This is a genomic window from Kitasatospora sp. NPDC004272, from assembly GCF_053603035.1.
Genome location: NZ_JBSGET010000021.1, coordinates 53,533 through 78,025 on the forward strand (window position 1 = coordinate 53,533; position 24,493 = coordinate 78,025).

A 24,493-nucleotide genomic window follows, 5' to 3' on the forward strand; every position below is an offset into this window, starting at 1 on the left:
GGTCGGAATCGAACGGGGGTGATTATGCAGGAGCAATCCCCGGGGCGACAGGGACGCCCGGGCCCTGACCCGCTTCCCGTCCGGTTCGGCACCGTTTGGGACGGTTACCGGTGGCCATCCGGCCCGCTTTCCCGCAGGTCGCCCCGGACCGGAGCCCGGCCGTCCGCTCAGTCGTCAAGGGCGCCGGCGTCCGCTCCGGTGTCCGGGGTGCAGGCGTCCGCTCCGGTGTCCGGGGTGCCGCCCTGTTCGCGGAACCGCTGCGGGCTGATCCCCCGGACCCGCTTGAACGCGGCGCTCAGCGCGAACCCGCTGCCGTAGCCGACCCGGCGGGCGACGGCGGCCAGGGTGGCGTCCGGCTCGGTCAGCAGGTCGGCGGCCCGGGCCAGGCGCCACCCGGTCAGGTAGGCCATCGGGGGCTCGCCGACCAGGTCGGTGAAGCGCTTGGCCAGCGCGGCCCGGGAGGCCCCGCACTCCGCCGCCAGCTCCCGCACCGTCCAGGCCCGGGCCGGGTCGGTGTGCAGCAGGCCCAGGGCGCGACTCACCAGCGGGTCGGCGTGCGCCCGGTACCAGGCCGGGGCCCGGCCCTCGTCCCGGGCGAACCAGCAGCGCAGCGCGGAGATCAGCAGCAGGTCCAGCAGCCGGTCGAGCACCGCCTCCTGGCCCGGCTCGTCCCGGCCGATCTCCGCCTCCAGCAGCGCCACCAGCGGCGAGCGCCACTCCCCGGCGTCCAGCCGCAGCACCGGCGGCAGCGCCCGCAGCAGCCGTCCGCTGACCTCGCCGTGCAGCTGGTAGGTGCCGCTGAGCAGCACCGTCGCCGCGTCCCGGCCGGTGCCCCAGGTGCGCACGCCCTGGTCGAGCTCCTCGCACATCCGCTCGCCGTCGACGGTGGTCGACACCTGCCCCGGGTGGATCACCACCTGCGGGGCCGTCCCCGGCGCGTCCGCGACGGTGTACGGCTCCGGGCCGCGGACGATCACCAGGTCGCCGGGGTGCAGCGGCACCGGCTCCGCGCCGTCCGGGACGACCCAGCCCGTGCCGCGGACCGTGGTCAGCACCGTCAGCGGCGCCCGGTCCTCGATCCGCAGCGACCACGGCGGGTCGAACACCGAGCGCAGCAGGAACGCCCCGCTCGCCCGGGGGCCGGCCAGCAGGGCGGTGAGCGCGTCCATGCCCGCCAGGGTAGGCCCTTCGCGGGGGTGGACGCAGGCGCATGCGGGCGAGCGCCCGGGCCATGGTTCCGGCTCCGCCGGGCGGGTTGACTGAAGGTCATGACGACACGAACGGGGGCCCCGCACATGGCAGTTCTTCGCACGGTGACGCTGGTCGGCGCGGTCCTCCTGAGCGGGCTCGGCGCCGGGCTCTTCTACTCCTACGCCTGCTCGGTGATGCCGGGCCTGGCCAGGGTCGACGACCGGGTCTTCGTCGAGACCATGCAGCGGATCAACACGGCCATCCTGAACGGCTGGTTCATGCTCAGCTTCCTCGGCGCGCTGGTGCTGATCGCCGCCGCGGGCCTGCTCCAGTGGCGCGGCGGCAACCGCACCGCCCTGCTGTGGATCGTCGCCGCCGCCGTCCTCCACCTGACCATGCTGGTGATCACCGGCGCGGTCAACGTCCCGCTCAACGATCAGCTCGCCGCCGCCGGCGACCCCCGCACCCTCGCCGACCCGGCCGCCGTCCGCGCCGCGTTCGAGTCCACCTGGGTCCGCTGGAACCTGGTCCGGGCCGTCACCTCCACCGCCGCGTTCGGCTGCCTGATCGGCGCCCTGACCCGCGCGGCCTGACCGCCACGCCGGGGCCGTGAGGCCGGATGGCGCCAGCGTGGTGAAGACGGGTACGGGTACGGGTACGCACCCGTACCCGCAGGACGTCGCCGACCTCGACGCCGAGATCGATCGGCGTCTGGAGCGGGCCACCGCCCAGTGACCGACGTACACATCGTCTTCGACGACACCGCCATGGTCGCCGTGAGCCGCGGCAACCTCATCGCCTCCCGCCTCGTCCACCGCGCCCACGCCGAGGGCGGCTGGTACCTCTACGCACCCGCCTGCGCCCTCGTCGAAGCCGACCGCGAACGCCCCGGCACCGCCGAGCACCTCGCCGCCCTGCCCGCCTTCACCGTCCTCGGCCTCGATCTGCCCGCAGTCCTCGCCCTTGCCGCGGACGCCACCTGGGCCCAGGCGCACACCCGCTACGCCGCCGTACCCACCCCCGAACGCCCGGTCGGTGCAGTCGTCGCCACTTCCGACCCGCAGCGGTGGAAGGGCGAGCCGGTGCGGATCATCGACCTCACCCCGTAGCCACCGGGACGGGGTGACCGGGGTCGTCCAGCCAGACGCGCCGGGCGCCGTCCGGGGTGACGGTCAGGCCGAAGCGGTCGACGCCCGGGCGACCGTGGGCGTCCCACCAGCACCAGGCGGCCGCCGCCTCACTCCAGAGACGGCGGGGGCCGGACTGCACCACCGCGAACACGGGGCGATCTGGGGCCGGATGTTCGGGTGCTATGCCGCTTCCAGCGGGCTCTGGTCGCGCTGGTGTACCCGCGCAAGCACGACACCCCCGCCGAGCGCGACCGCGTCGGAGACGGCCGCGCCGACTACTCGGGCAAGCACCGCCGCCACGGCGTCAACCACCAGGTCGTCACCGGCCCGACAGGCAAGCCCGTGTGGATCCCCCGCGCCCTGCCGGGCCGCGCCCACCGCACCGTCAAGACCTGTATCCGGCTACGCATCCCGGCCCCGGCCGGTATGGCCTACACCGGCGCGGGTGGCACCTTCGCCGTGCCGACCAGAAGCACTGCCCGCAAGGAGTCGACCGTCGGACAGCGGCCGCCGAACCGGGCCCACGCCCGGCTGCGTCACCCCGTCGAACGCGGCGTCGCCACCGTCAAGCGCTGGCGGATCTTCCGACATGCCCGCTGCAGCCCGAACTGGCTGACGTCAGCAGCCGAGGCAGTCCCCACCTTTGAGCTCCACCGCTGAAAACGCTCATTTTGATGCCTCGCCACGGCCCTTTTCCGAGCCGATGGTTGAGGCCGGAAAGCGGCAGCCTCCCATGCTTGGCGAGCGAGTGTGTCATCCATGTTTAAGTGAAAAGCAGGAACGCGCTCTTTTCCGTCACCTCACCATCTGCACAGAGGACTTGACGGCGCTCGGAGGGCGTGAAGAACCCCGCGGGGCTCAGGGGCTGACGGGGCCGGCGGTGGCGATATGCGGGTCGCCACGGAGTATCTCGGCTTCACCACAGCGCGATGCGGCGGCGCTGCTCTCGTTCAGTCCGTGTTCGGACTCGTGGCCCACCGGATCACGATGCGGTCCCTGGTATTGGCGTTGCGGCCCCGGCCGGTGGCCTTGGTGATCCGGACCGAGTCGACGAACAGGGCCAGGAACTCCCGGCGGCGCTGGAGGTCCCACGCGGCCCAGGGGGTTCCCGGTCCGATCGGGTCGCCGTCGACCCCCGTCCAGTCGTCGGGGATGGCGATGGTCTCGGCGGCGGCCTGCTCCAACTCCTTGATCCGGGCGTCCGTGCGCTGTTCATGGGCCATGAGCCGTTCCACGGACTCGCGGAAGACCTGGGTGCCGACCGTGCCCGCGTACGCCCCCGCTGTGCGGTCCTCGTACAGCGTGCGGAGGGAGGTGCGGACGTGCTCCAACTCCGAACGGGCGGCGGAGAGTTCCGCTTCGCGTCCCGAGTTGTCGCGCTGGTGGGCGAAGCGGCGGGCGGCTTCGGCGAGCCACTCCAGTTCTTCGGGGTCGTCGGGGTCCATCGTGGTGAGCCGGGCCCAGACCCGACCGGCCGTCTCGTTGTCGGCCTGGTCCATGTGGATGACCAGTCCGCCGTGGCCGGCGACCACTCCACCGGCGCGGTTGCACTGGTAGTACCGGGTTTCTCCCCGGACCGACGCGACCATGACGGAGCCGCAGACGTCGCAGAACAGGAAGCCGTGCCCGGCGAGCAGCGTGGACACCCGGTCGGCCCGGCGCTCGACCGTCTTGCTGCGGCCGTTCAGGACGTCTTGTAGCGCCCACCAGTCGGCCGGGGGGATCAGGGGTTCGTGCGACTCAAGGGGAGCGCCTGACGGGTCGCGCAGGATCGCCCGGTGCCCCGTGGTCCCCGGGACGATCTCACCGTCCGCGCCCCTGTGGCGCTGACTGCGGCCCTCCCACTCGATCGCGTACCCGGCGAGGCGCGGATCGCGGAGGACGCGCAGGACGGTGGAGGACGTCCAGGAGGGGAGCTCGGCGGCCTCCGACAGGCCACGGGCGCGCCGGGCCGCCAGGCGCTTCGTGCCGCTCTCGCCGAGGGTGGTGACCTTGGTCGGGGCGGACTCCTCGTTGAGCTTGCGGGCGATGCCCGTACCGGACTCGCCGTCGACCGCCCAGGCGACCATGCGCCGCACCCACTCGGCTTCCACGGGGGACGGAATGAGCCGGGAGACCGTCAACTCGCCGCGCGTGACCCGCTCGCTGACGAAGCCGTACGGGGGGATGCCGGACGTGTGGCCACCGGCCCGCCGGATCTCCTCCTTGGCGTTGGTGACGTAGGCGGACTTCAGGTCCGATTCCTGTTGGGCCAGTCCGGCGATGATGGCCAGGATGCCGACGCCGACCGGTGTGGAGGTGTCGAGGTACGGCTCCTCCACGCTGACCAGCCGTACGCCGTGCTGTTCCAACTCGTCGATGATCTTCATCGCTTCGAGCGCGCCACGGCGGGTGAGCCGGGACAGCGAGAAGACCACCACCGCGTCCACGCGCCCGGCGCGCACGGCCGCCATCAGCTCCTCGAAGCCGGGGCGGTGGGTGTTCGGGTCCCAGCCGGACTTGCCGATGTCCTCGAAGTGCCCGGCGTTCTCCCAGCCCCTCGACCGCATCAGCGCCTCGGTCTTGGTCCGCTGAGCCTCGGGCGACGCCTTGGAGTCGTCCTCGCGCCGCTTGCTCTGTCGGATGTACGAGACTGCTCGTACCTGATCGAGGTCGGGCCGCGAACCGGGCCGACCCTGTGACTTGAGAGGTGCCATGTGGGCAGCGTAGTGAAGATCAACGTGCTGACGGTCCCTGCTGAGCAGCGGGAGGTGCTGGAGCAGCGGTTCGCCTCGCGGGCCGGGGCGGTGGAGGGGTCGGACGGGTTCGAGTGGTTCGAGCTGCTGCGGCCGGTGGAGGGGACGGACCAGTACCTGGTGTACACGCGGTGGCGGGACGAGGAGTCGTTCCAGGCGTGGATGGAGGGGCCGATGAAGGCCGCGCACCAGGGCGGGGGCGGGGGCGAGCGTCCGCGTCCGGCGGCCAGCGGGTCGCAGGTGTGGTCGTTCGAGGTCGTGCAGCAGACCGGCCCGAAGGCGTAGGGAGTAGCGGAACGTGAGGGCCGGCCCCCGGGCAGTTTCCAGGGGTCGGCCCTTCTGCTTGGGGCGCCGGGGTGCGGCGGATTCGTTACGTAAACGTGTTGTGACACTGCGTGGTGGCCGGGCGGCGATGGCTGATGCATCGGCACTGCTCGGAGTGATGGAACGTTTCGCTGAGTGACGTTGGCGGGCGGGCGTTCCGGGAGGAAACGGGACGAATCGGCGCCCCCGGGGTTCCTTGTCCGGCTCGATGGTGTGCGGAAGGCTTCCGGTCGGACGGGCGGCACCCGAGCGGGGCGGCCCGACCGGAAGTCCGAGGGCTGGGGGGTCCGCGCGGCAACGCGGAGCCCCCCTCCCCGCCATTCCGATGCACCTGGGAGGACATCATGGCGAAGACCGCAACCCCGGCGAGCGGGGTGCGTAGGAGGATGGTACGGCTCGCAATCACCGCGGTGCTCGCACTCGCACCGCTGGCGGGCACCGTCGGGGCCCACGCGGCCCCGGCGGCACCGGAGGGCCGGATGCCGGAGGGCGCCGGGGTGTCGGCGGTGATCAACGACGGCACCGTGACCGGCGGCGACTCCTACGTCCACACGGACCTGAGCAGCGGCACCCTGTCGTTCTGGTCCGAGAACGGCATTCGGTACGGCCACAGCCAGTACTCGGCGCTCACGGCGATCCAGTACCAGAAGAACTCGGGCGGCCAGATCCACCTCCAGTTCTTCTACAACGAGGGCGGCAACAGCCACCCGGACGAGGGCGCCTTCTACCAGAGCGCCGGTGAGACCCGCAGCTACAGCTGGGGCTTCGTCGCCCTGCCGGCGAACTGCAGCGCCGTCGGCAAGATGAAGGTCGACGGGCAGGGCGAGTTCCTGACCCCGCCGGATCACCCCTGCTGAGGCTGAACCGCCGACCGGGCGGGGCGGGTTCGGGCCGTCGGCCCGGGCCCGCCCCGCCGACCACCGAATCCGGGAAGCCCGATGATCGAAGCGATTCTGCACGCAGTCCCCGACCTCTTCCCCGTCCTCGCCGTGCTCGGCCTGCTGTTCGGCGCCGCCGCCTACTGGCAGGCCCGGCGCCGCGAGTGGCCGCCGGTCGCCGCGGTGCTGCTCGGGCTGTCGCTGGCCGGGGAGCTGGCGGCCACGCTGACCCCGACCGGCTCCTCCTCGGGGCGTCCGAGTTGCACGATCGGCTCCGGGGTGTGGGTCACCGTCACCGGCACGCAGGGGCTGATGAACGTCGCCCTGTACGTGCCGCTGGCCTTCTTCGGGGTGCTGGCGCTGCGGCGACCGCTGACCGTCCTCGCGTCCTGCACGGTCCTCTCCGCCGCCACCGAGGCGGCCCAGACCCTGCTGGGGACCGGTCGGGCCTGCGACAGCGCGGACTTCCTCGACAACGCGCTCGGCGCGCTGATCGGCACGGTCACCGGGGTGCTGGGGGCGTGGCTGCTGCGCCGCAAGCTGTCGGCGGTGCGCCGGGACGGGCTGCACTTCCTGACCACGGCCGGCAGCGGTCTCACGGCCGTCGCGGTCGTGGTGTGGCTGTACGTGCCGCTGTACCGGGACGGGACCGGTTTCAGCGGGAGGCCGGGTATGGGCGACTCGTACCAGCAGTCGGAGGCCGTCAACGAGATCGCCCCCGAGCTGTTCGGCCCGGGCACGCGGATCGACTACTTCGGGATGGTGGCCGACCCGGAGGGCTCGTCCCAGCCGGTGCTCAGGGTCAGCACCTACGGCGGCGAGTTCCAGCTGGCGTGGCCGAGCCGGCACCTGCTGATGAGCGCCGCCGCCGACCACAAGATCGACCCCGGGCCGCTGACCCGGGAGCAAGTCCTGAAGGCGGGCACCGACTTCGCGTCCGCCTGGTTCGCCGAACTGGTCTCGGGCGTCACCCCCACGCTGGCCCCCACCGGGGGCGAGGGCGGCGCGTACGTGGTCACCTACCGCCGCTACAACGCGGACGGCGTCCTGATGCCGATGCGGGTCGACGTCACGGTCTCCACCTCCGGCCGGGTGATGGCGTCCGCCGCGCGGTGGGACGCCGATCCCCCACTGCCGCGTCCGGTGGTCGCGGAGGGGGCGGCGAAGGAGCGGGCGGCGGCGGCCGCGCCGGGGACGCGGGCGGACAGCGCGTTCCTGCTGGCCAAGCAGGTGGACGGGCAGTGGCGGCCGTGCTGGGCGGTCAACCTGGTCGGGGCGGCGGAGAGCGGGGCCGCGGGGAAGGTCGGGTTCGTCGACGCGGTCACCGGACGGGTGGTGGCCCGCCAGGATTGAGGGTGGCGGCCGTTCGGGCCGGGAGGACGGGTTCCGGGCGGACCTCAGCGGAAGGCGGCCCGGCGGGTGGCGCGGCGCAGGGTGCGCAGCAGGGGGCCGCCGACGGCGAGGCAGAGGACGGCGGTGAGGGCGGCCCGGGAGAGGTCCCAGCCGAGGGAGGTGGTGAGGCAGTAGAGGAGGAAGCGGGTCAGGTTGGCGGGGAGCGGGTCGCCGGGGACGAAGGAGATCGACAGGCCCAGGCCGCCGATGTAGGGCCAGCCCTGGAGGTTCATGACGGTGCCGTAGCCGACCGAGGCGAGGACGCCGTAGCCGGCGAGCATCAGCAGTTCGGCGCGGCCGCGCAGGCGGGCGGCGCCCGGGAGCAGGCCGGCGCCGAGGCAGACCCAGCCCATGCTGAGCATCTGGAACGGCAGCCAGGGGCCGACCCCGCCGGTGAGCAGGGCGGAGGCGAACATGGTGAGCGCGCCCAGCACGAAGCCGAAGCCCGGGCCGAGGGCGCGACCGGCCAGCACCATCAGGAAGAACATCGGCTCCAGGCCGGCGGTGCCCGCGCCGAGCGGCCGCAGCGCGGCACCGGCCGCGGCGAGCACGCCGAGCATGGCGACGGCCTTGGCGTCCAGGCCGGGGGCGCCGGTGGCGTCGCGGTTCTCGGAGAGCTGCGCGACCAGGACCGCCAGCAGCAGCGGCATCAGCAGGGCGAACAGCCAGGGCGCGTCCGCGGAGTGGCCGACCAGGTCGGACTCGCGGGCGGCGAGCAGCGGCCAGCCGAAGGAGGCGACACCGACCGCGGAGACCAGGCAGAGGAACAGCAGGGAGCGCCGCCCGAGCGGGACGGGACGGGTGAGGGCGGGGGCGGGATCGGGGGTGGACGGGCTCACGGCGACGGCTTCCCGGTGGGGGCGGCGAGGTGGGAGGGGGCGGTGGCGAGGACGGCTCCGGGCGTGGGGATGTCGGCGGTGGTCCCGCCGTCGGCCGACCCGGCGGGCCCGAGCGGGACGGGCCGGGTGAGGACGGGGGCGGGTGCCCGGACGGGAGCGGGAGCGGGGGCGGGTGCGGGGGCGGGAGCGGGCGGGGTCACGGGGACGGCTCCTCGGCGAGGGTCGCCAGGGCGGCGGCCGCCTCGGGGACGGTCAGGTAGGGCGGCAGGATCTTCGCGGTCTGCGGGGCGAAGGTCGGGGAGGCGAGCACGACTTCGGGGGTGGGGCCGTCGGCGACGATCTCGCCCTCGGCCAGCACGGCGGTGCGGTGGGCGAGTTCGGCGGCGAGTTCGATGTCATGGGTGGCGAGCAGGACGGCGTGGCCGGCGGCGGCGAGGCCGCGCAGCACGGCGACCAGGCGGGCCTTGGCGGCGTAGTCGAGGCCGCGGGTGGGTTCGTCGAGCAGCAGGACGGGCGGGCGGGCGGCCAGGACGACGGCCAGCGCGAGGGTGAGCCGCTGGCCCTCGGAGAGGTCGCGCGGGTGGCGGTCGTCGGCGACGCCGGGCAGCAGGTCGGCCAACAGGGCGCGGCAGGTGCCGGGTTCGGCCCCGGCGTCCCGGTCGGCGGCGGCGCACTCCTCGGCGACGGTCTCCGCGTACAGCAGGTCGCGCGGGTCCTGCGGGACGAGCCCGACCGAGCGGATCAGGTCCTTGGGGCGGGACTTGTGCGGGACGAGGCCGTTGACCCGGACGCTGCCGGAGTCGGGGGCGTGCAGGCCGACCAGGGTGCCGAGCAGGGTGGACTTCCCGGCGCCGTTGCGTCCCATCAGGGCGGTGATCTGCCCCGGGGCGAGGGCGAGTTCGACGCCGCGCAGCGCCGGGACGCGCCCCCGGGAGACCACCAGCCGGCTCGCGGTGGCGATCGGCTCGGCCGGGGCGGGCGGCGACTGCGGTGCCGGGAGCGGCAGTCGGTCGCGCAGCGGGGCCGCCCGGCGGCGGGCGTCGCGGACGGTGAGCGGCAGCGGCGTCCAGCCCGCCAGCAGCCCGAGTTCGACCACCGGCGGCCGGACCGGCGAGCGGGCCATCAGCGCGGCCGGATCGCCCAGGACCGGCGGCTCGCCGGGGCCGGGCAGCAGCAGGACCTGGTCGGCGTACTGGACGACCCGCTCCAACCGGTGCTCGGACAGCAGCACGGTGGTGCCCAGGTCGTGCACCAGGCGCTGCAGGACGGCCAGCACCTCCTCGGCGGCGCCCGGGTCGAGCGCCGAGGTCGGCTCGTCCAGCACCAGCACCTTCGGGTGGACGGTCAGCACCGAGCCGATCGCCACCCGCTGGCGCTGCCCGCCGGAGAGCGAGGACAGCGCGCGGCCGCGCAGCTCGGCCAGGCCCAGCAGGTCGAGGGTCTCCTCGACCCGGCGGCGCATCACGGCCGGGGCCAGGCCCATCGACTCCATGCCGTAGGCGAGTTCCTCCTCGACGGTGTCGGTGACGAAGTGCGCGGCCGGGTCCTGCCCGACGGTGCCGACCACGTCCGCGAGGTCGCGCGGCCGGTGGGTGCGGGTGTCCCGCCCGGCCACCGTGACCCGGCCGGTCAGGGTGCCGCCGGTGAAGTGCGGCACCAGGCCGCAGACGGTGCCCAGCAGCGTCGACTTGCCGGATCCGGACGGGCCGACCAGTAGGCACAACTCGCCCTCGGGGATGGTCAGTTCGACACCGGACAGGGCCGGTTCGGTCGCGTCGGCGTACTGCACGCCGACCTGCTCGAAAGTGATCACCGGGTGCTCCGGGGCGGCTCGGACGCGGGCGGGGGAGGGGAGACGGGCAAGCGGGCGGTCACCGGGTGCTCCGGGGCGGCTCGGGGGTGACGAAGGCGGGCAGCAGGCCGACCAGCACGGCCAGCGCGGGCAGCAGCGGCAGGGCGGGCGCGGTGGGCGGGACGACGCCCGGGCTGAGCGCCTCCGGCCAGCGGCCCGCGTACCAGATCAGCACGGCCGCGACCAGCGCGCCCGAGCCGGCCGTCAGCCACTCCGGCAGCGCCCACGGGTCGGGCCGGTAGCGGGTCCGGACGCTGCGCCGGCCGCCCAGCACCAGGCCCGCCCCGGCCGCGCCGGCGCCCGCCAGCAGCACCGGCGGCGCCCACGGGTGGCTGCCCGCGGTCAGCAGGCCGTACGTCGCCGAGCACACCGCCAGCAGCCCTGCCAGGGTCAGCGCCCCCGCGGTGCGCACCACCCGGCGCGGGACGACGGCGGTGCGGCCGAAACCACGGGTGTCCATCGCCGCCGCCAGCGCCACCGAACGCTCCAACGCGCCCTCCAGCACCGGCAGTCCGACCGACAGCACCGCCCGCACCCCCCGGTCGGAGCGCCCGCGCAGCCGGCGCGCCGCGCGCAGCCGCCGGACGTCCGCCACCAGGTTCGGCGCGAAGGTCAGCGCCACCACCGCCGCCACGCCCGCCTCGTACAGCGCGCCCGGCAGCGAGCGCAGCAGCCGCGACGGCGAGGCCAGCGCGTTCGCCGCGCCCACGCAGGCCAGCAGCACCGCCAGCCGCAGCCCCTCGTACAGCGCGAACAGCACCCCCTCCAGCGTCACCGCGCCGCCCAGCCGGACGCCCTGCGCCCAGGCCGGCAGCGGGACCTGGGGCAGCGTGAACAGCACGTGGGTGCCGCCGACGGGGGAGCCCAGCAGCACCGCGAACACCATCCGGGCGGCCAGCACCAGCAGGCCCAGCCGGAGGAACGCCGCGTACGAGCGGGCCCAGGGGGCGTCACCGCGCCGGGCCGCGACCACGTAGCCCGCCACCGCCAGGATCAGCAGCAGGAGCACCGGATTGGTGGTCCGGCTGGCCGCTGCGGCCAGGCCCAGCGACCACAGCCACCACGCCCCCGGGTGCAGCTGCCGGGCGAGCGCCCGGCTGTGCGCGGCCGCCGGACGGACCGCCGAACGCCCTTGCGGGGGTGCGGGGTCGGCGGCCCGGCGGGAGGTCGACATGCTCAGCGGGTGCGGCGGCGACGGGCCTGCCAGACCGCGCCCGCACCCAGCAGCAGCACCGCGCCGACCCCGGCGAACAGGCCCACGCTCGGGCCGCCGTCACCGCCCGGACCACCGCCGGCGGCCGAGGAGTCCGCGCCCGCCGCGGCCTGCTCGCCGCACCCCGCGCGCGGGTAGCCGGAGATCGCGCACAGCATCGCGCCCGAGTCGTAGCGCAGCGGCGCGGCGACCGCGGCCAGCACCTCGGCGGAGTTCGCCGCGGACGGCACCGAGGCGCAGGCCGACCGGACGGCGGGCGGCTGCTCGCCCTTCGGGGCGTCCGCCGCGCTGCCGGAGTCCAGCACCACCGCGACCCGCTTGCGGCCGTCGGCGGGCGCGGTGCCCCCGCAGATCGCGGCGAAGTCGGGGGCCGCGGAGGGGCGCGGCGTGTCCTGGCCGCCGTCCTGGCTCAGCACGAACCGCCAGCCGTCCACCGCCCCGTCCGCCGGAACGTTCCCGGCCGGGCCGACCTGCTGGTAGGACCAGCCGTCGGCGCCGCCCTTCCAGAACGACCAGTACCGGTACTCGGCGGCGGCGGAGGAACCGGCGGCCGGGCCGAGGAGCGCCGCGCACCCGGCGAGCAGGGCGAGCAGGAGGGGGAGCGCTCCGGAGCGGCGGGCGGCGAGGGGGGTGGTGCGGCCGGTCATCGGGTCCGCTCCGGCTGGTCGTCGGAGCCGGTGCCGGAGTCGCTGTCGGAGCCGGAGCCGGAGTCGGAGCCCGAGCCGGTCCCGGCGTCGGTGGCCGGGGTGCTGTCGGGGCCGGAAGTCGCCTTCTGGCGGCGGCGGTTGAGGCTGAGCAGCAGGCCCGCGCCGACGCCGACCAGGAGGCCGACGCCGATCAGCCAGCCGGCCGAGAAGCCGCTGTTCTCGTCGGGCTCGGTGATCGCCGCGCCGGGGGCGCGGGTGGCCTGCGGGTCGCCGGCGACCGGTCCGCTCTTCGGCTTGGGGCCGGAGTCGACCAGCAGCTGGACCAGGTTGGCGCCGCCGAAGTTGTACGGGTCGAGCTTGGCGGCGCGGGCGGTCAGCACCAGGGTGGCGGTGGCGGCCGGGTTGGTGCCGGTCGGGCCCTGGGCGGCCCAGGAGTAGGCGTTGCCGGCCAGCCAGTCGGCCGCGCTGGCGGCCTCGGCGGGGTGGCCGGCGGCGACCAGGCCGAGGACGGTCCAGGCGGTGGAGTCGTAGGCGGGGGTGGGGGTGTCCGCGCCGGGGGTCTTGGCGGTCAGGTGCTGGCCGTCGGCGGCGAGCCGGGCGGTCAGCCAGGCGGCGTCGGCCTCGGCGGAGTCGGCGTGCGCGACCGGCCCGGCGCCCTGGCCGCCGTCGCAGGCGAGGGCCTTCGGCGGGGCGTCCTTGCGGTCGGTGGTGTCGACCGGGAGGTGGCCGCCGGCCGCGGCGAGCAGGGCCTGCGCGGAGGCGATGGTGTCGGCGGCGGCCGGGACGCCCGCGGCGGGCTGGTAGAGGAAGGCGCCGCGCTGGTCGGCGGGGGTGGTGCAGTCGAGCTGGAAGGAGGCCAGGCCGTCCCAGCCGGAGCGGCCGCCGACGGCGACCTGCGCCGGGTCGAGGCCGGCCGCGAGCAGGCCGTTCAGCACCACGGCGGTGGAGTTGGCGTCGCCGGGCGCGCCCGGGTTGTAGGCCCAGCTGCCGTCCGGGTTCTGGTGGCCGCGCAGCCAGTCGGTGCCCCGGGTGACCGGCTGCTGGTGGCCGCCGAGCGCGGTGAGCGCCTGGACCGCCATCGAGGTGGCGTTGGTGTCCTCGGTGGCGGGGGTGCACGGGGCGCCCTCGGCCCGGTAGGAGGGCCAGCCGCCGTCCTCGCACTGCTGGCCGAGCAGCCACTGCACGGCGGCCTCGGCGGGCTCGACCTTCTCCTGCTGGAGCGCGACCAGGGCGAGCGACTGCCGCCACACCCCGTCGTACTGCGGGTCGCCCTTGCCGTACAGCCCGGCGGGCACGCCGGTGGCCGGGGTGGGGGAGGCCGAGGAGGACGAGGCGGACGGGGCGGACGCCGAGGGGGAGGGCGTGGCGGTGTCGGCGAGCGCGGGCGCGGCGGCGGTGCCGGCGAGCAGGGCGCCGGCGAGCGCGGCGGCGCCCAGGCGGGCAGCGGTCAGCATGGGGTGAAGCCTTTCGGTGAGCGGTCGCAGCGGGCCGGGGCACCCCCCGGTTTCGCCCGTAGACCCACGACGGATGAGGGCCGCTCGCCTCCGGCCGGGCAGTCCGACTGCGCCGCGCCCCGGCGGTGCGGGGGCGGCTCACGGTTGCGGGTCAGTGCCGGAATCGCACCGGCTTCCCCCGGCCTCGGAGGCGGATGTGAAGTTGTCGCGGGGGGCCGGAGCCGGTCCCGCGACCAATGACTCTAGCCCGCGGCCGCGGCCGCCCCGGAGGCAGGTGGTGGAACGGGTTGCAGTTCCGGCCGGTCGGCGGGCGCCGCGGGGGCGGGGGACAGCAGCCGGGCGGCGGTGTGCAGGTCGGCCCGGACCTCGGCCAGCGAGGCCCGTCCGGACAGCCACGCCAGCAGGGCGGCGTGCCAGGTGTGGACCACCACCCGCAGCGCCGCCTGCTGCTCGGCGGTGGGCGGGCCGGGCAGCCGGGTGGCGGTCAGCACGATGGCGCCGGTGAGCTGGGCGACCCCGTCCACCTCGGAGCCCACCGAGCGGTCCGCGAAGGACAGCGCCCGCACCATGGCCTCGGCCAGCCGGGGTTCGCGCTGCAGCGCGTGGAAGGCGGCGGTGAGCGCCTCGGCGACCCGGGCCGCCGGGTCCGCGCCGGTCGGCGGGCGGCGCCGGACCTGCTCGTGCAGGCGCTCCAGCTGCTCGTGCATCACCGCGACCAGCAGGTGCACCTTGGACGGGAAGTACCGGTACAGGGTGCCGAGCGCGACCCGCGCGCCCTCCGCGACCTCGCGCATCTGCACCGCCTCGTACCCGCCCCGGGCGGCCAGCGCGGTGGCCGAGCGCAGGATGCCCCGGCGGCGCTCGGCCTGGCGCGGCGTCAGCGGCCCGGCGGCGGCGGTGGCGGTCACGTGCACTCCAGGAACGGCTGCGGGAGGTGTGGCGGCGGTGCGCCGGGCGCGGCGGCGCGGCGTGGTGCGAATCACCCGCCGGGGCTCCTGACGGAAAGCTACGGGCCGGTAATCTTCGAGGTCCCTCGTTGTTCACTTTCTCCAACGACGAGTCCGCACCGCTGTGAAACGTGATCTACTTTACCGGTCGGCGGCCTTCTCCGTCGCCGGTCCCGGTGAGTAGCGAGGAATGGGGACTGGGGATGACCGCTGTGTCGCCGCCGTCGTTGCGGATCGCCCTGCTGTCGTACCGCGGCGACCCGTTCTGCGGCGGCCAGGGCGTGTACGTGCGCCACCTGTCGCGCGAACTGGCCCGGCTCGGCCACCGCGTCGACGTGATCGGCGCCCAGCCGTACCCGGTGCTCGACGAGGTCGACGGCCCCGGCGGCGTCCGGCTGGTCGAACTGCCCGGCCTCGACCTGTACCGCGCCGACGACCCGTTCCGCACCCCCGCCGCCGCCGAGTTCCGCGGCCCGGTGGACCTGCTGGAGTACGCGGTGATGCGCACCGGCGGCTTCCCCGAACCGCTGACCTTCTCGCTGCGCGCCCGCGCCCACCTGGCCCGGCACCGGGGCCGCTACGACGTCGTGCACGACAACCAGACCCTCGGGTACGGCCTGCTCGGCCTGGCCCGGCACGGCTTCCCGCTGGTCACCACCGTCCACCACCCGGTCACCGTGGACCGGCGGCTGGAGATCGACGCGGCCCGCACCCGGCTGGAGCGGCTCGGCAAGCGCCGCTGGTACGCCTTCACCCGGATGCAGCGCCGGGTCGCCGCCCGGCTGGCGCACGTCATCACCGTCTCGGAGAGCTCGAAGGCCGAGATCGCCGAGCAGCTGGGCACCGCGCCCGGCGCCGTCTCGGTCGTTCCGATCGGCGCCGACACCCGGCTGTGGTCGCCCTCCGCCGCGGTCGCCCGGGTCCCCGGCCGGATCGTCACCACCTCCAGCGCCGACGTCCCGCTCAAGGGCCTGGTGCACCTGGTCGAGGCGCTCGCCAAGGTCCGCACCGAGCGGGACGCCCACCTGGTGGTGGTCGGCAAGCCGCAGAAGGAGGACGGGCCGGTCGCCGAGGCGGTGCGCCGCTTCGGCCTGGAGGGGCACATCGAGTTCCGCACCGGCCTGAGCGACGCCGAACTGGTCGACCTGTACCGCTCCGCCGAGGCCGCCTGCGTCCCCTCGCTGTACGAGGGCTTCTCGCTGCCCGCCGCCGAGGCGATGGCCACCGCCACCCCGCTGGTCGCCACCACCGGCGGCGCCATCCCCGAGGTCGCCGGGCCCGACGGCGAGACCTGCCTCGCGGTGCCGCCCGGCGACGCGGGCGCGCTGGCCGCCGCGCTCGGCCGGCTGCTGGACGACCCCGCGCTGCGCGAACGGCTCGGCGCCGCCGGGCGCGCGCGGGTGCTGGCCCGGTTCACCTGGGCCCGGGCCGCCGAACTCACCGTCGAGCGCTACCGGGCCGCGATCGCCACCGGCACCGGTGCCGCCGCCCGCTCCGGCCCCGGCTGGCGCTACGTCGGCTGACGCCGCGCCGGGTGACCGGCCGTCAACTCCGAAGAAACACCCCCTCCGCGAATGGGAGCCCCGCAGTGCTGACCGTCGACTTCTCCCGCTTCCCGCTCGCCCCCGGCGACCGGGTGCTCGACCTGGGCTGCGGCGGCGGCCGGCACGCGTTCGAGTGCTACCGGCGCGGCGCCGACGTGGTCGCCCTCGACCGGAACGCCGAGGAGATCGCCGAGGTCCGCAAGTGGTTCGCCGCCATGGAGCAGGCCGGCGAGGCCCCCGCCGGGGCCAGCGCCACCGCGATGGAGGGCGACGCGCTGAACCTGCCCTTCGACGACGCGACCTTCGACAAGATCATCATCTCCGAGGTGATGGAGCACATCCCCGACGACGAGGGCGTGCTCGCCGAGATGGTCCGGGTCCTCAAGCCCGGCGGCCTGCTCGCCGTCACCGTGCCGCGCTACCTGCCCGAGAAGATCTGCTGGGCGCTGTCCGACGAGTACCACGAGGTCGAGGGCGGCCACATCCGGATCTACAAGGGCGACGAACTCGTCCGGAAGGTCCGCGACGCCGGGCTCACCCCGTACGGCACCCACCACGCGCACGCCCTGCACGCCCCCTACTGGTGGATCAAGTGCGCGGTCGGCGTCGACAACGACAAGGCGCTGCCGGTGCGCGCCTACCACCAGCTGCTGGTCTGGGACATCGTCGGCACCCCCGTCATCTCCACCCTCACCAAGGCCGCCGAGAAGGCCCTCAACCCCGTCCTCGGCAAGTCCTTCGTGGTCTACGCCAGCAAGCCCCGCAAGGCCGACGCGTGACGGCCGCCGTCCCCGCCGCCCTGCTGCTCGACGGCGTCCTGGACGCCGGGCAGGCCGCCGACACCGTCCGCTCGATCCTCGCCCACCAGCAGCCCGACGGCGCGATCCCCTGGTTCCACGGCGGCCACCTCGACCCCTGGGACCACACCGAGGCCGCGATGGCCCTCGACACCGCCGGGGAGCACGCCGCCGCCGAAGCCGCCTACCGCTGGCTCGCCGACCGGCAGAACCCCGACGGCTCCTGGTACGCCGCCTACGCCTACGGGCAGCCCGGCACCGCCGACGGCACCGCCACCGACCTCGCCCGCGAGACCAACTTCTGCGCGTACGCCGCCGTCGGCGCCTGGCACCACCACCTGTCCACCGGCGACGACCGCTTCCTGGAACGGATCTGGCCCACCGTCAGCCGCGCCCTCGACCACACCGTCCGGCTCAGCCTCCCCGGCGGCGCGATCGCCTGGCGCCAGGACGAGGACGGCACCGCCGCCACCGACGCGCTGCTCACCGGCTCCTGCTCGATCCTGCACGCGCTGCGCTGCGGACTCGCCGTCGCCGACCACCTCGACCGGCCGCAACCCGACTGGGAGATCGCCGCCGGACGCCTCCAGCACGCCATCGCCCGCCACCCCGAGCGGTTCCTCGACAAGGACCGCTACTCCATGGACTGGTACTACCCCGTCCTCGGCACCGCCCTGCGCGGCGCGGACGCCGACCGCCGGCTCGCCGCCGACTGGGACCGCTTCGTCGTCCCCGGCCTCGGCGTCCGCTGCGTCAGCGACCGGCCCTGGGTCACCGGCGGCGAGAGCGCCGAACTCGCCCTCGCCCTGTGGGCCGCCGGACAGTCCGACCGGGCCGTCGAGATCCTCCGCTGGATCCAGCACCTCCGCCACGACGACGGCTCCTACTGGACCGGCTACGTCTACGAGGACCACGCGGTCTGGCCCGAGGAACGCACCACCTGGACCGCCGGCGCCCTGCTGCTCGCCGTCGCCGCCCTCGGCGGCGACCACGCGACGGTCAGCGTCTTCGGCGGCGAGCAGCTGCCGGGCGGACTGGCGGTCAACGACTGCTGCTAGTGCCGCGTCAGGCAACCTTCGCCCGTCGCGACGCCCGGCACGCACTCTCGCCGCACCGGCCGAAAACCCGAGTACGTCCAGTACGAGGGCTTCCGGCCGGCACGCCGACAGCACGCACCGGCCGCCGCTCCTTCCCGGCAAAGGTTGCCTGACGCGGCACTAGGCGCTGCGGCGTCGGGCCGCCAGGCGTTCCGGCGTCGGCCCGCCCGGTGCCGCGCGGCACGCGGAAAGGCCCGCCCGGGAGGGGAGTTCCCTCGCCGGGCGGGCCTTTCGTCGCGTCCGTTCCGCGCCCCGGTCAAGGCGCGGGGGTGACGGGCGTCAGCCGCGCTGGATGCCGTTGGTGTCGTTCAGCAGGCCGTGGGTGCCGTCCGGGAGCTGGGCGACCAGGGCCGCGCCGCGCTGGTCGACGGCCAGGTACCAGGTGCCGGGGACGAGCTCGCCGACCGCCGGGGCGGCCGGGTTGTCCTTGTTGGCGAGCTGGCGGACCGCCGGGACGGCGAACCAGAACGGGGAGAACGGGGCACCGGACTGCGCCGGGGCCTGGTCCTGGACGGCCGGCTGCACCGCGGTGGGCAGCGGGGCGACCGCCGCGGCGGCCGGGGACGGCGCCGGAGCGGCCTGGGCGGCCTGCGGGAAGCCGTAGCCGCCCGGGGTCGGCTGCTGCTGGACCTGCGGCTGACCGGCCTGCTGGCCGGGGAAGGGCTGCTGCTGCTGGGCGCCCGGGTAGCCGTAGGCACCGGGAACGCCCTGCTGCGGCTGGCCGCCGTACGCCGGGTACTGCTGGCCGGCGGCCGGGGCGCCCGAGGACAGCGGGAGCTTGAGGGCCGGCAGCGCCTTGCCCGCGACCACGACGCCCGCCATCACCAGCAGCGAGACCAGGCCGAGCCAGGCGCCCGCACCGTAGTTGATGCCGGTGCTGCTCCAGCCGCCGAAGGACCACAGCATGCCCCACAGGGCGATCACGATCGCGGCGCTGCCCCACTGGTCGAGGCGCAGTCCGACGAACTCCTTGTTGCCGAGGGTGGCCTTCTGGAGCGAACCGACCACGATCAGCACGGCACCGATGATGCCGAGCAGGTAGACCGACTGGAGGGTCGGGAAGAGGTCCGACTTCCAGACGTTGAACGAACTGTCCTTCCCGCAGTACGAACCGCAGTCCGCGCTGCGGTAGGCGAGGAAGGATGAAATCAGGAGCAGTACGGCCGCACCGGCGACGGCGGCGTCTCCCCTGGTGAGAGCGCGCGAGTTCACTGGCGTTCCCCTCATTGGTGTAGTCGTGGTCGGCGGCGGTTGACCGGGCCCCCGTGGTACCGGGTCGGTACGACGGGGCAAAAGCCTAGAGCCAAGGCGACGCCGCGTGCACGGCACCCTCCGGATCCGCACCGAATCGGTACGGAAGGGGAGTGCCGGGAATCGGGGTGGGGCGGGGGCGGGACGGGGCGGTGCGGGGGGTGGACGCGGTGGCTCACCCGGTGAGATAGCTGGTCAGCGCGTCGGCCAGGGCCTGGGCGGCCCGCTGGCGCCACTGTGGATCGGACATCCGCTGGGCGTCCCCGGAGTTGCGCATGTTCCCGCATTCGATGAACACCTTCGGTACCTTCGACAGGTTGAGCCCGCCGAGGTCGCTGCGGGTGTCGAGGCCCTGCTGACCGATGTAGCTGGAGTACGGCTCGCCGGTGCCCGCCTTGAAGGCGTCCCGCAGCAGCAGGCCCAGCTTGTGCGAGGGGTCGACGATCGCCGAGGTGTCGGCCGGTCCGGCCACCACCCGGGCGGGCATGATCACGTGGAAGCCGTTCCCGGAGGAGGGCGCGCCGTCCGCGTGCACCGAGACCGCGGCGGCCGCCCCGGCCTCGTTGCCGATCCGGGCGCGCTCGTCGATGCACGGGCCCCAGGGGCGGTCGCCGTCCTGGGTCAGCACCACCTTCGCGCCCCGGTCCTGCAGGATCTGCCGGGCCCGGTGCACCACGTCGAGGGTGAAGTCGGCCTCCGGGTAGCCCGCGTTGGTCTCGGTGCCGGTGGTGTCGCACTCCTTGCGGCTGTTGCCGATGTCGACCTTGCGGTTGATCTCGGTGGCGTGCTCGGCGTTGCCGCCGTTGTGGCCCGGGTCGAGCAGCACGGTCCGCCCGGCCAGCGGCCGGGGGCCCCCGCTCGGCGAGGCCGGCGCCGAGGGGGGCGGGGACGCCTGGGCGGACTCCGCCGCCGGGGCCTGGGCGGGCGCGGCCGGCGAGCCGCTGTCCGCCTCCGCGCCGTCCACCCGGTCGCCCTCGGCGAAGCTCGGCGTGCGCGGGCCGGACGCGTGCGGGGAGACGTCCCGGCTGCTGTTGGCGACGGCCTGCCAGCCCAGCCAGCCGATCAGGCACACCGGCAGCACCACCGCCGCCGCCTTCGCGGCAGGCCGCCAGCGGCCCGCCCGCCGGACCGGGTCGGCGTACGGGTCGGCGTACGGCTCCCGGCCCTCGGGGCCCTCGGGGCGGACGTGGTGCGGGGTGGTACGGCCTGTCACGTGTTCCTCAGATCCTGTCCCCGGTCCGGGGCGTCAGCCCGTACGTCTGGGCGATCGGCTTCCACTTCGCGGCGAAGTCCTGCTTCGCCGCGGTGGCCTTCGGGTTGAGGTCGTTGGCGCGGGCCAGGTCGGCCCCGCCGGGCGCCACGTTGTTGGTGCAGCCCTTCTCCGAGACGGTGCGGGCCCAGGCCGCGTACGCCCGGTCGATGTCCGCCGAGGTCTGCCAGGCCGACTTCAGCGAGGCCACCGCCTCGTCGCCGCCCGGCAGGCTGTCGGTCTTCAGGCCGGCCAGCTGGCCCAGCAGCGCGTCGCGCTGCTGGGCACCGGTGTCGAACACCTGCGCGGCGCCGTCCACCTCGCCCTTCGCCGGGCAACTGCGCACCTTCGCCACCGCGTTGCCGATCGGGGCCTTCGCGTTCTCGCCCTCGGACAGCAGCGCGTCCAGCGCCTTCGCCTGGGCCGCCGCCTCCGGACCCGCCGACGGCGAGGCCGAAGCCGAGTCCGAGGCCGACGGGGACGCCGAGGCGGACGCCGCGGGCGAACCGTCCTGGCTGCCGTCGCCCGCCCCGCCGCCCGGGCTCGGCTGCGCCGCCGTCGGGGCGGGCGAGCCCTTGGCGGACGGGGTCTCCTTCGAGTCGCCGTTCTGCAGCACCAGCACCACGGCCCCGCCGATCAGCAGCACCAGCGCCACCGCCGCGCCGATCAGCAGCGGGGTGCGGCGGCTGCGCGGGGCCTCCTCGTAGTCGAACTCCGGCTCCTGGTAACCGCCGTAGCCGCCCGGCCCGTTGTTGAACTGCTGCTGGCCGCCGAAGGTCTGGTTGCCGCCGAAGGACGGGCCCCCGGTCGGCGGGGGCGTGAAGCCCTGCGGGCCGCCGAAGGTCTGCGGCGGGCCGGACTGCTGCTGCGGCGGGCCGGGCGGGAAGGGCTGCTGCTGGCCGCCGAAGCCCGGCGGCGGGCCGCCGAAGGCCTGGTTCCCGCCGAAGGTCTGCTGCGGGGGCTGCGACTGCGGCTGCGGGTAGCCGTACCCCTGGGGCTGCGGCTGGGGCGCCTGCGGCTGCGGGGCCTGCTGCGGGCCGTTGTTGAACTGCTGCTGGCCGCCGAAGGTCTGATTGCCGCCGGAGGACGGGCCGCCGGTCGGCGGCGGGGTGAAGCCCTGCGGGCCGCCGAAGGTCTGCGGCGGGCCGGACTGCTGCTGGGGCGGGCCGGCCTGCGGCGGACCCGACTGCTGCGGCGGGGGCCCGGGCGGGCCGGACTGCTGCTGCGGCGGGCCGGGCGGGAAGGGCTGCTGCTGGCCGCCGGCCGGCGGAGGGACCGGAGCGGCCGGGGCCACCGGGCCGGACGGGATCGGCGGCAGCGGGATCGCCGTGGTGGGCGGCCCCGCCGCGGCCGGGTCGGCCGCCACCGCGCGGCGGACCCAGCCGCCCGCGCCGTTGTTCGCGGTCGGGTCCCAGACCGCCCTCGCGGCACTGCCCTGTTCCGTCATGCCCTGCCCTCGCCCCCAACTGAACCGGTCCCGCACCGGGTGGCCGGTGCCCCTGCGCCGCACGGGCCGCTCCCCGTGCGGGCCGTTCGTCGTCTGCCGCCGACACCGTACCGGCCGACGGCGGGAGCGGTCACGGCGGACCGGCAACGGGTCGCGGTGGGGACGACGCGGCAGCGGCGTTGATCGTTCCCGATCGGGCCGGGAAATTTCCGGCCGGGACGGGAACCCGGCGGCCCGGCGGACGGTCAGCCGGACACCGCGGCCGGGCGGCGCAGCACCCGCAGCGAGCCCGTCACCGAGACCTCCTCGAAGCCCTCGGCGAGCGCCCGCAGGTACACCCGGTACGGGGCCTGGCCGCCGTCCGCCGGGTCGGGGAACACGTCGTGCACCACCAGCAGGCCGTCCGCGGCCAGGTGCGGCACCCAGCCCTCGTAGTCGCCGGTGGCGTGCTCGTCGGTGTGCCCGCCGTCCACGAAGACCAGCGCCAGCGGGCCCCGCCAGACCGCCGCGACCTGCGGCGAGCGGCCGACCAGCGCGACCACGTACGGCTCCAGGCCGGCCGCGTGCAGGGTGCGGCGGAACCGCGGCAGGGTGTCCGTCAGCCCGACCTCCGGGTCGACCAGGGACGGGTCGTGGTACTCCCAGCCGGGCTGCTGCTCCTCGGAGCCGCGGTGGTGGTCGACGGTCAGCGCGACCGTCCCGGTCCGGCGGGCCGCGTCCGCCAGCAGGACCGCCGAACGCCCGCAGTACGTGCCGATCTCCAGCAGCGGCAGGCCGGTGCGGCCGGCCGCGTCGAGGGCCGCCGCGTACAGGGCCAGGCCCTCGTCCTCCGGCATGAAGCCGGTGGCGGCCCGGAACGACTCCAGGACCCGCGGGTCCGGGACCTGGGCGGAAGGGGTGGGGTCGGACATCGGGCGCTCCTGCCGGGCCGGGGGTGACTGCCCAGGACCCTACTGGATGGTAGGAACGCCGACCGGCGAGGCGGACCCGGTCACAGCAGTTCGGCGGCGATCCGGGCCCGGCTCGGGGCGAGCTCCGCCTCGATCGCGGCGGCCCGCCCGGCGTCCAGCACCAGCGGGGGGCGTTCGGCCGGCGGGGCCGAGGCCAGCAGCCGCAGCCGCAGGTAGGTCGGCGGGTGCGAGGAGTCGGTGGCGGACACCTCCCGCTCGGACAGCCGCACCCGGCGCTCCACCTCGGTCGGCGGGACCGACCGGACGGCCTCCGCCAGCGTCTCCCACAGGTCCGGGCCCGGGCCGGCGGCCGCCCGCGCCGCCCGGCCGCCGGCCCGGGGCAGGGCCCGCTGCCGGGTCAGCACCGCGTCCAGCGTGTGCGCGTTGAACAGCGCCCGCAGCGCGTCCTGCACGTCCCGCGGGGACGTCAGCCGCGCGGCCATCAGGTCGGCCCGGTGCTCGGCGGCCTGCCCGCTGCGCAGGTGCAGGCGGTGCATCAGCACCGTGAGCGCCCGCACCCCGAGGTGCAGCACGCCCAGCAGCAGGTTGGCGGCGGAGGAGGCGAGGGCGACGACGAGGTTGGCGTTCGTCTCGTTGTCCCGCGACGGGGCGGTGAGCGCGTGCCACTCGCTCAGCGCGTTGACGGCCGAACCCGTCCACACGCCGCGCCGGGAGTCCCCGTTCACGCAGTGCCCGATCTCGTGCCCGAGCAGCGCGACCCGCTGCTGCCGGGTGAGCACCGTCCACAGGGGCAGGCCGATCTCCAACTGCCGGTGGCGGCGCAGCCCGTGGACGCCGAAGGAGGCGTTGAACGCGGAGGTCACCACGATCGACTCCACCTTCGGCGCACCCAGCTCCGCCGAGACCAGGTCGACCAGCCCGTACAGCGTCGGCGCGGCCTCCCTGGTCAGCACCCCCGAACGCGCCGGGCGGCCCAGCCGCGGCCGCAGCAGGAACGCCACCGCCAGCGCGATCACGCCCAGCACCCGGCCCGGCCAGCTGCCCAGCGGCCACCCCGCGACCAGCAGCACCCCGGCCAGCAGCACCGCCAGCGACACCAGGTGCACCAGCCCGGCGAGCAGGAACGCACCCACCGACGCGCCGTGCCGCAGGTCGGACCCGCCCTCCGCGACCAGCCGGAACACCTGCTCGGCGCGGGCCCGGGCCTCCTGCCGGCGCTTCTCCTCGCGCCGCTCCGCCCGCTCGGCCCGGCGCCGGGCCCGCGGCGGCAGGCCGTCGAGGGACGGCGCGGGCGGCAGCAGGTTCCACTCGCAGGACGGGCACCAGGTCGGGAAGCGCTCCTGCGGGGCCACCGGCGCACCGCACCGGGGACAGCGCTCGGCGCTCGGGGCGGCCCGGGGGACCCGGGCGGGGACGGCGGTGGCCGGGGCGGCGGCGGCCGCGGCGGCCGGGGTTTCGGCAGTGGACACGGCGGCGGATCCTGTCACAGCCGACGGGCCGCGGGGAAGCGGGTTCGTGCCCGGACCGCCCGCCGGGCGCGGTGGATGCGCTATACAGGGTCGGCGCCCGGTGGAACGCGTTCCAGCCGGCCACCG

23 protein-coding genes are annotated in these 24,493 nt (G+C 75.6%); 9 read left to right on the plus strand and 14 right to left on the minus strand.

The features are described from left to right. Positions 1-167: 167 nt before the first annotated feature. Positions 168-1,169 (minus strand): AraC family transcriptional regulator, encoded by a 1,002-nt coding sequence (locus tag ACWEO5_RS09685; protein ID WP_452161767.1) that lies wholly within the window; start codon positions 1,167-1,169, stop codon positions 168-170. Between the two features lie 99 nt (positions 1,170-1,268). Between ACWEO5_RS09685 and ACWEO5_RS09690 the strand changes: the two genes are divergently transcribed. The 3 genes from ACWEO5_RS09690 to ACWEO5_RS09700 all read left to right on the plus strand — a co-directional run bounded on the left by ACWEO5_RS09690 (position 1,269) and on the right by ACWEO5_RS09700 (position 2,981). Continuing rightward, positions 1,269-1,784: an anthrone oxygenase family protein gene (locus ACWEO5_RS09690; RefSeq protein ID WP_452161769.1), complete on the plus strand. Its 516-nt coding sequence runs from the start codon at positions 1,269-1,271 to the stop codon at positions 1,782-1,784. A gap of 174 nt (positions 1,785-1,958) precedes the next feature. Further along, positions 1,959-2,300 (plus strand): hypothetical protein, encoded by a 342-nt coding sequence (locus ACWEO5_RS09695; protein ID WP_452161809.1) that lies wholly within the window; start codon positions 1,959-1,961, stop codon positions 2,298-2,300. Positions 2,301-2,534: 234 nt separating this feature from the next. Beyond that, positions 2,535-2,981 (plus strand): transposase family protein, encoded by a 447-nt coding sequence (locus ACWEO5_RS09700; RefSeq protein ID WP_452161771.1) that lies wholly within the window; start codon positions 2,535-2,537, stop codon positions 2,979-2,981. A gap of 290 nt (positions 2,982-3,271) precedes the next feature. On the opposite strand, the gene ACWEO5_RS09705 is transcribed toward ACWEO5_RS09700, so the two are convergent. After that, entirely contained in the window at positions 3,272-5,017 is a 1,746-nt protein-coding gene (locus tag ACWEO5_RS09705; RefSeq protein WP_452161773.1) for a recombinase family protein, read from the minus strand. On the opposite strand from ACWEO5_RS09705, the gene ACWEO5_RS09710 reads away from it, so the two are divergent. The 3 genes from ACWEO5_RS09710 to ACWEO5_RS09720 all read left to right on the plus strand — a co-directional run bounded on the left by ACWEO5_RS09710 (position 5,018) and on the right by ACWEO5_RS09720 (position 7,611). Further along, positions 5,018-5,341, plus strand: coding sequence for an antibiotic biosynthesis monooxygenase family protein (locus tag ACWEO5_RS09710; protein ID WP_452161775.1), 324 nt, complete (start codon positions 5,018-5,020; stop codon positions 5,339-5,341). A 425-nt stretch (positions 5,342-5,766) separates the two neighbouring features. Further along, positions 5,767-6,237 (plus strand): hypothetical protein, encoded by a 471-nt coding sequence (locus ACWEO5_RS09715; RefSeq protein WP_452161777.1) that lies wholly within the window; start codon positions 5,767-5,769, stop codon positions 6,235-6,237. 81 nt (positions 6,238-6,318) lie between these two features. Further along, the gene (locus ACWEO5_RS09720) at positions 6,319-7,611 is read left to right on the plus strand and encodes a VanZ family protein (protein ID WP_452161778.1); all 1,293 of its coding nucleotides are present in this window, start codon (positions 6,319-6,321) and stop codon (positions 7,609-7,611) included. Positions 7,612-7,655: 44 nt separating this feature from the next. Here ACWEO5_RS09720 and ACWEO5_RS09725 read toward each other — a convergent pair whose 3' ends face one another. From ACWEO5_RS09725 to ACWEO5_RS09755, 7 genes are all read right to left on the minus strand, one after another. Continuing rightward, the gene (locus tag ACWEO5_RS09725; RefSeq protein WP_452161780.1) at positions 7,656-8,489 is read right to left on the minus strand and encodes an ECF transporter S component; all 834 of its coding nucleotides are present in this window, start codon (positions 8,487-8,489) and stop codon (positions 7,656-7,658) included. Further along, positions 8,486-8,689, minus strand: coding sequence for a hypothetical protein (locus tag ACWEO5_RS09730; RefSeq protein ID WP_452161782.1), 204 nt, complete (start codon positions 8,687-8,689; stop codon positions 8,486-8,488). Before ACWEO5_RS09730 ends, ACWEO5_RS09725 begins: the two co-directional genes overlap by 4 nt. After that, the gene (locus ACWEO5_RS09735; protein WP_452161784.1) at positions 8,686-10,302 is read right to left on the minus strand and encodes an ABC transporter ATP-binding protein; all 1,617 of its coding nucleotides are present in this window, start codon (positions 10,300-10,302) and stop codon (positions 8,686-8,688) included. Before ACWEO5_RS09735 ends, ACWEO5_RS09730 begins: the two co-directional genes overlap by 4 nt. A gap of 58 nt (positions 10,303-10,360) precedes the next feature. Further along, complete coding sequence (locus tag ACWEO5_RS09740) at positions 10,361-11,515, minus strand: energy-coupling factor transporter transmembrane component T (RefSeq protein WP_452161786.1); 1,155 nt, start codon at positions 11,513-11,515, stop codon at positions 10,361-10,363. A 2-nt stretch (positions 11,516-11,517) separates the two neighbouring features. Then, entirely contained in the window at positions 11,518-12,201 is a 684-nt protein-coding gene (locus ACWEO5_RS09745; protein ID WP_452161788.1) for an SCO2322 family protein, read from the minus strand. After that, a complete protein-coding gene (locus tag ACWEO5_RS09750; protein WP_452161790.1) occupies positions 12,198-13,655 on the minus strand; it encodes a prenyltransferase/squalene oxidase repeat-containing protein in 1,458 nt (485 codons plus the stop codon). The genes ACWEO5_RS09745 and ACWEO5_RS09750 overlap by 4 nt, the downstream gene beginning before the upstream one ends. A gap of 242 nt (positions 13,656-13,897) precedes the next feature. Further along, a complete protein-coding gene (locus ACWEO5_RS09755; protein WP_452161792.1) occupies positions 13,898-14,563 on the minus strand; it encodes a TetR family transcriptional regulator in 666 nt (221 codons plus the stop codon). A gap of 242 nt (positions 14,564-14,805) precedes the next feature. On the opposite strand from ACWEO5_RS09755, the gene ACWEO5_RS09760 reads away from it, so the two are divergent. The 3 genes from ACWEO5_RS09760 (at position 14,806) to ACWEO5_RS09770 (ending at position 18,001) form a co-directional block, all read left to right on the plus strand. Next, positions 14,806-16,125 carry a glycosyltransferase family 4 protein gene (locus tag ACWEO5_RS09760; RefSeq protein WP_452161794.1) on the plus strand — a complete coding sequence of 440 codons (1,320 nt, stop codon included), beginning with the start codon at positions 14,806-14,808 and terminating at the stop codon, positions 16,123-16,125. A gap of 65 nt (positions 16,126-16,190) precedes the next feature. Then, positions 16,191-16,925 (plus strand): class I SAM-dependent methyltransferase, encoded by a 735-nt coding sequence (locus ACWEO5_RS09765; protein ID WP_344556468.1) that lies wholly within the window; start codon positions 16,191-16,193, stop codon positions 16,923-16,925. Then, complete coding sequence (locus tag ACWEO5_RS09770) at positions 16,922-18,001, plus strand: prenyltransferase/squalene oxidase repeat-containing protein (protein WP_344556470.1); 1,080 nt, start codon at positions 16,922-16,924, stop codon at positions 17,999-18,001. Before ACWEO5_RS09765 ends, ACWEO5_RS09770 begins: the two co-directional genes overlap by 4 nt. A 318-nt stretch (positions 18,002-18,319) precedes the next feature. Here ACWEO5_RS09770 and ACWEO5_RS09775 read toward each other — a convergent pair whose 3' ends face one another. The 5 genes from ACWEO5_RS09775 to ACWEO5_RS09795 all read right to left on the minus strand — a co-directional run bounded on the left by ACWEO5_RS09775 (position 18,320) and on the right by ACWEO5_RS09795 (position 24,367). Continuing rightward, positions 18,320-19,252: a hypothetical protein gene (locus tag ACWEO5_RS09775; protein ID WP_452161797.1), complete on the minus strand. Its 933-nt coding sequence runs from the start codon at positions 19,250-19,252 to the stop codon at positions 18,320-18,322. Positions 19,253-19,466: 214 nt separating this feature from the next. Then, entirely contained in the window at positions 19,467-20,504 is a 1,038-nt protein-coding gene (locus tag ACWEO5_RS09780; protein ID WP_452161799.1) for an N-acetylmuramoyl-L-alanine amidase, read from the minus strand. Positions 20,505-20,511: 7 nt separating this feature from the next. After that, complete coding sequence (locus ACWEO5_RS09785; protein ID WP_452161801.1) at positions 20,512-21,987, minus strand: hypothetical protein; 1,476 nt, start codon at positions 21,985-21,987, stop codon at positions 20,512-20,514. A 245-nt stretch (positions 21,988-22,232) separates the two neighbouring features. Continuing rightward, positions 22,233-22,898, minus strand: a complete 666-nt coding sequence (locus ACWEO5_RS09790) for a class I SAM-dependent methyltransferase (protein WP_452161803.1) — start codon at positions 22,896-22,898, stop codon at positions 22,233-22,235. An 80-nt stretch (positions 22,899-22,978) separates the two neighbouring features. Then, positions 22,979-24,367: a M48 family metalloprotease gene (locus ACWEO5_RS09795; RefSeq protein WP_452161805.1), complete on the minus strand. Its 1,389-nt coding sequence runs from the start codon at positions 24,365-24,367 to the stop codon at positions 22,979-22,981. Positions 24,368-24,493: the final 126 nt, after the last annotated feature.

What these genes read in the sequence shown, in the direction of transcription:
- ACWEO5_RS09685 (WP_452161767.1), bottom strand. Translation starts at nt 1,169, where the DNA reads ATGGACGCGCTCACCGCCCTGCTGGCCGGCCCCCGGGCGAGCGGGGCG.
- ACWEO5_RS09690 (WP_452161769.1), top strand. Translation starts at nt 1,269, where the DNA reads ATGACGACACGAACGGGGGCCCCGCACATGGCAGTTCTTCGCACGGTG.
- ACWEO5_RS09695 (WP_452161809.1), top strand. Translation starts at nt 1,959, where the DNA reads ATGGTCGCCGTGAGCCGCGGCAACCTCATCGCCTCCCGCCTCGTCCAC.
- ACWEO5_RS09705 (WP_452161773.1), bottom strand. Translation starts at nt 5,017, where the DNA reads ATGGCACCTCTCAAGTCACAGGGTCGGCCCGGTTCGCGGCCCGACCTC.
- ACWEO5_RS09715 (WP_452161777.1), top strand. Translation starts at nt 5,767, where the DNA reads ATGGTACGGCTCGCAATCACCGCGGTGCTCGCACTCGCACCGCTGGCG.
- ACWEO5_RS09720 (WP_452161778.1), top strand. Translation starts at nt 6,319, where the DNA reads ATGATCGAAGCGATTCTGCACGCAGTCCCCGACCTCTTCCCCGTCCTC.
- ACWEO5_RS09740 (WP_452161786.1), bottom strand. Translation starts at nt 11,515, where the DNA reads ATGTCGACCTCCCGCCGGGCCGCCGACCCCGCACCCCCGCAAGGGCGT.
- ACWEO5_RS09745 (WP_452161788.1), bottom strand. Translation starts at nt 12,201, where the DNA reads ATGACCGGCCGCACCACCCCCCTCGCCGCCCGCCGCTCCGGAGCGCTC.
- ACWEO5_RS09750 (WP_452161790.1), bottom strand. Translation starts at nt 13,655, where the DNA reads ATGCTGACCGCTGCCCGCCTGGGCGCCGCCGCGCTCGCCGGCGCCCTG.
- ACWEO5_RS09760 (WP_452161794.1), top strand. Translation starts at nt 14,806, where the DNA reads ATGACCGCTGTGTCGCCGCCGTCGTTGCGGATCGCCCTGCTGTCGTAC.
- ACWEO5_RS09785 (WP_452161801.1), bottom strand. Translation starts at nt 21,987, where the DNA reads ATGACGGAACAGGGCAGTGCCGCGAGGGCGGTCTGGGACCCGACCGCG.
- ACWEO5_RS09790 (WP_452161803.1), bottom strand. Translation starts at nt 22,898, where the DNA reads ATGTCCGACCCCACCCCTTCCGCCCAGGTCCCGGACCCGCGGGTCCTG.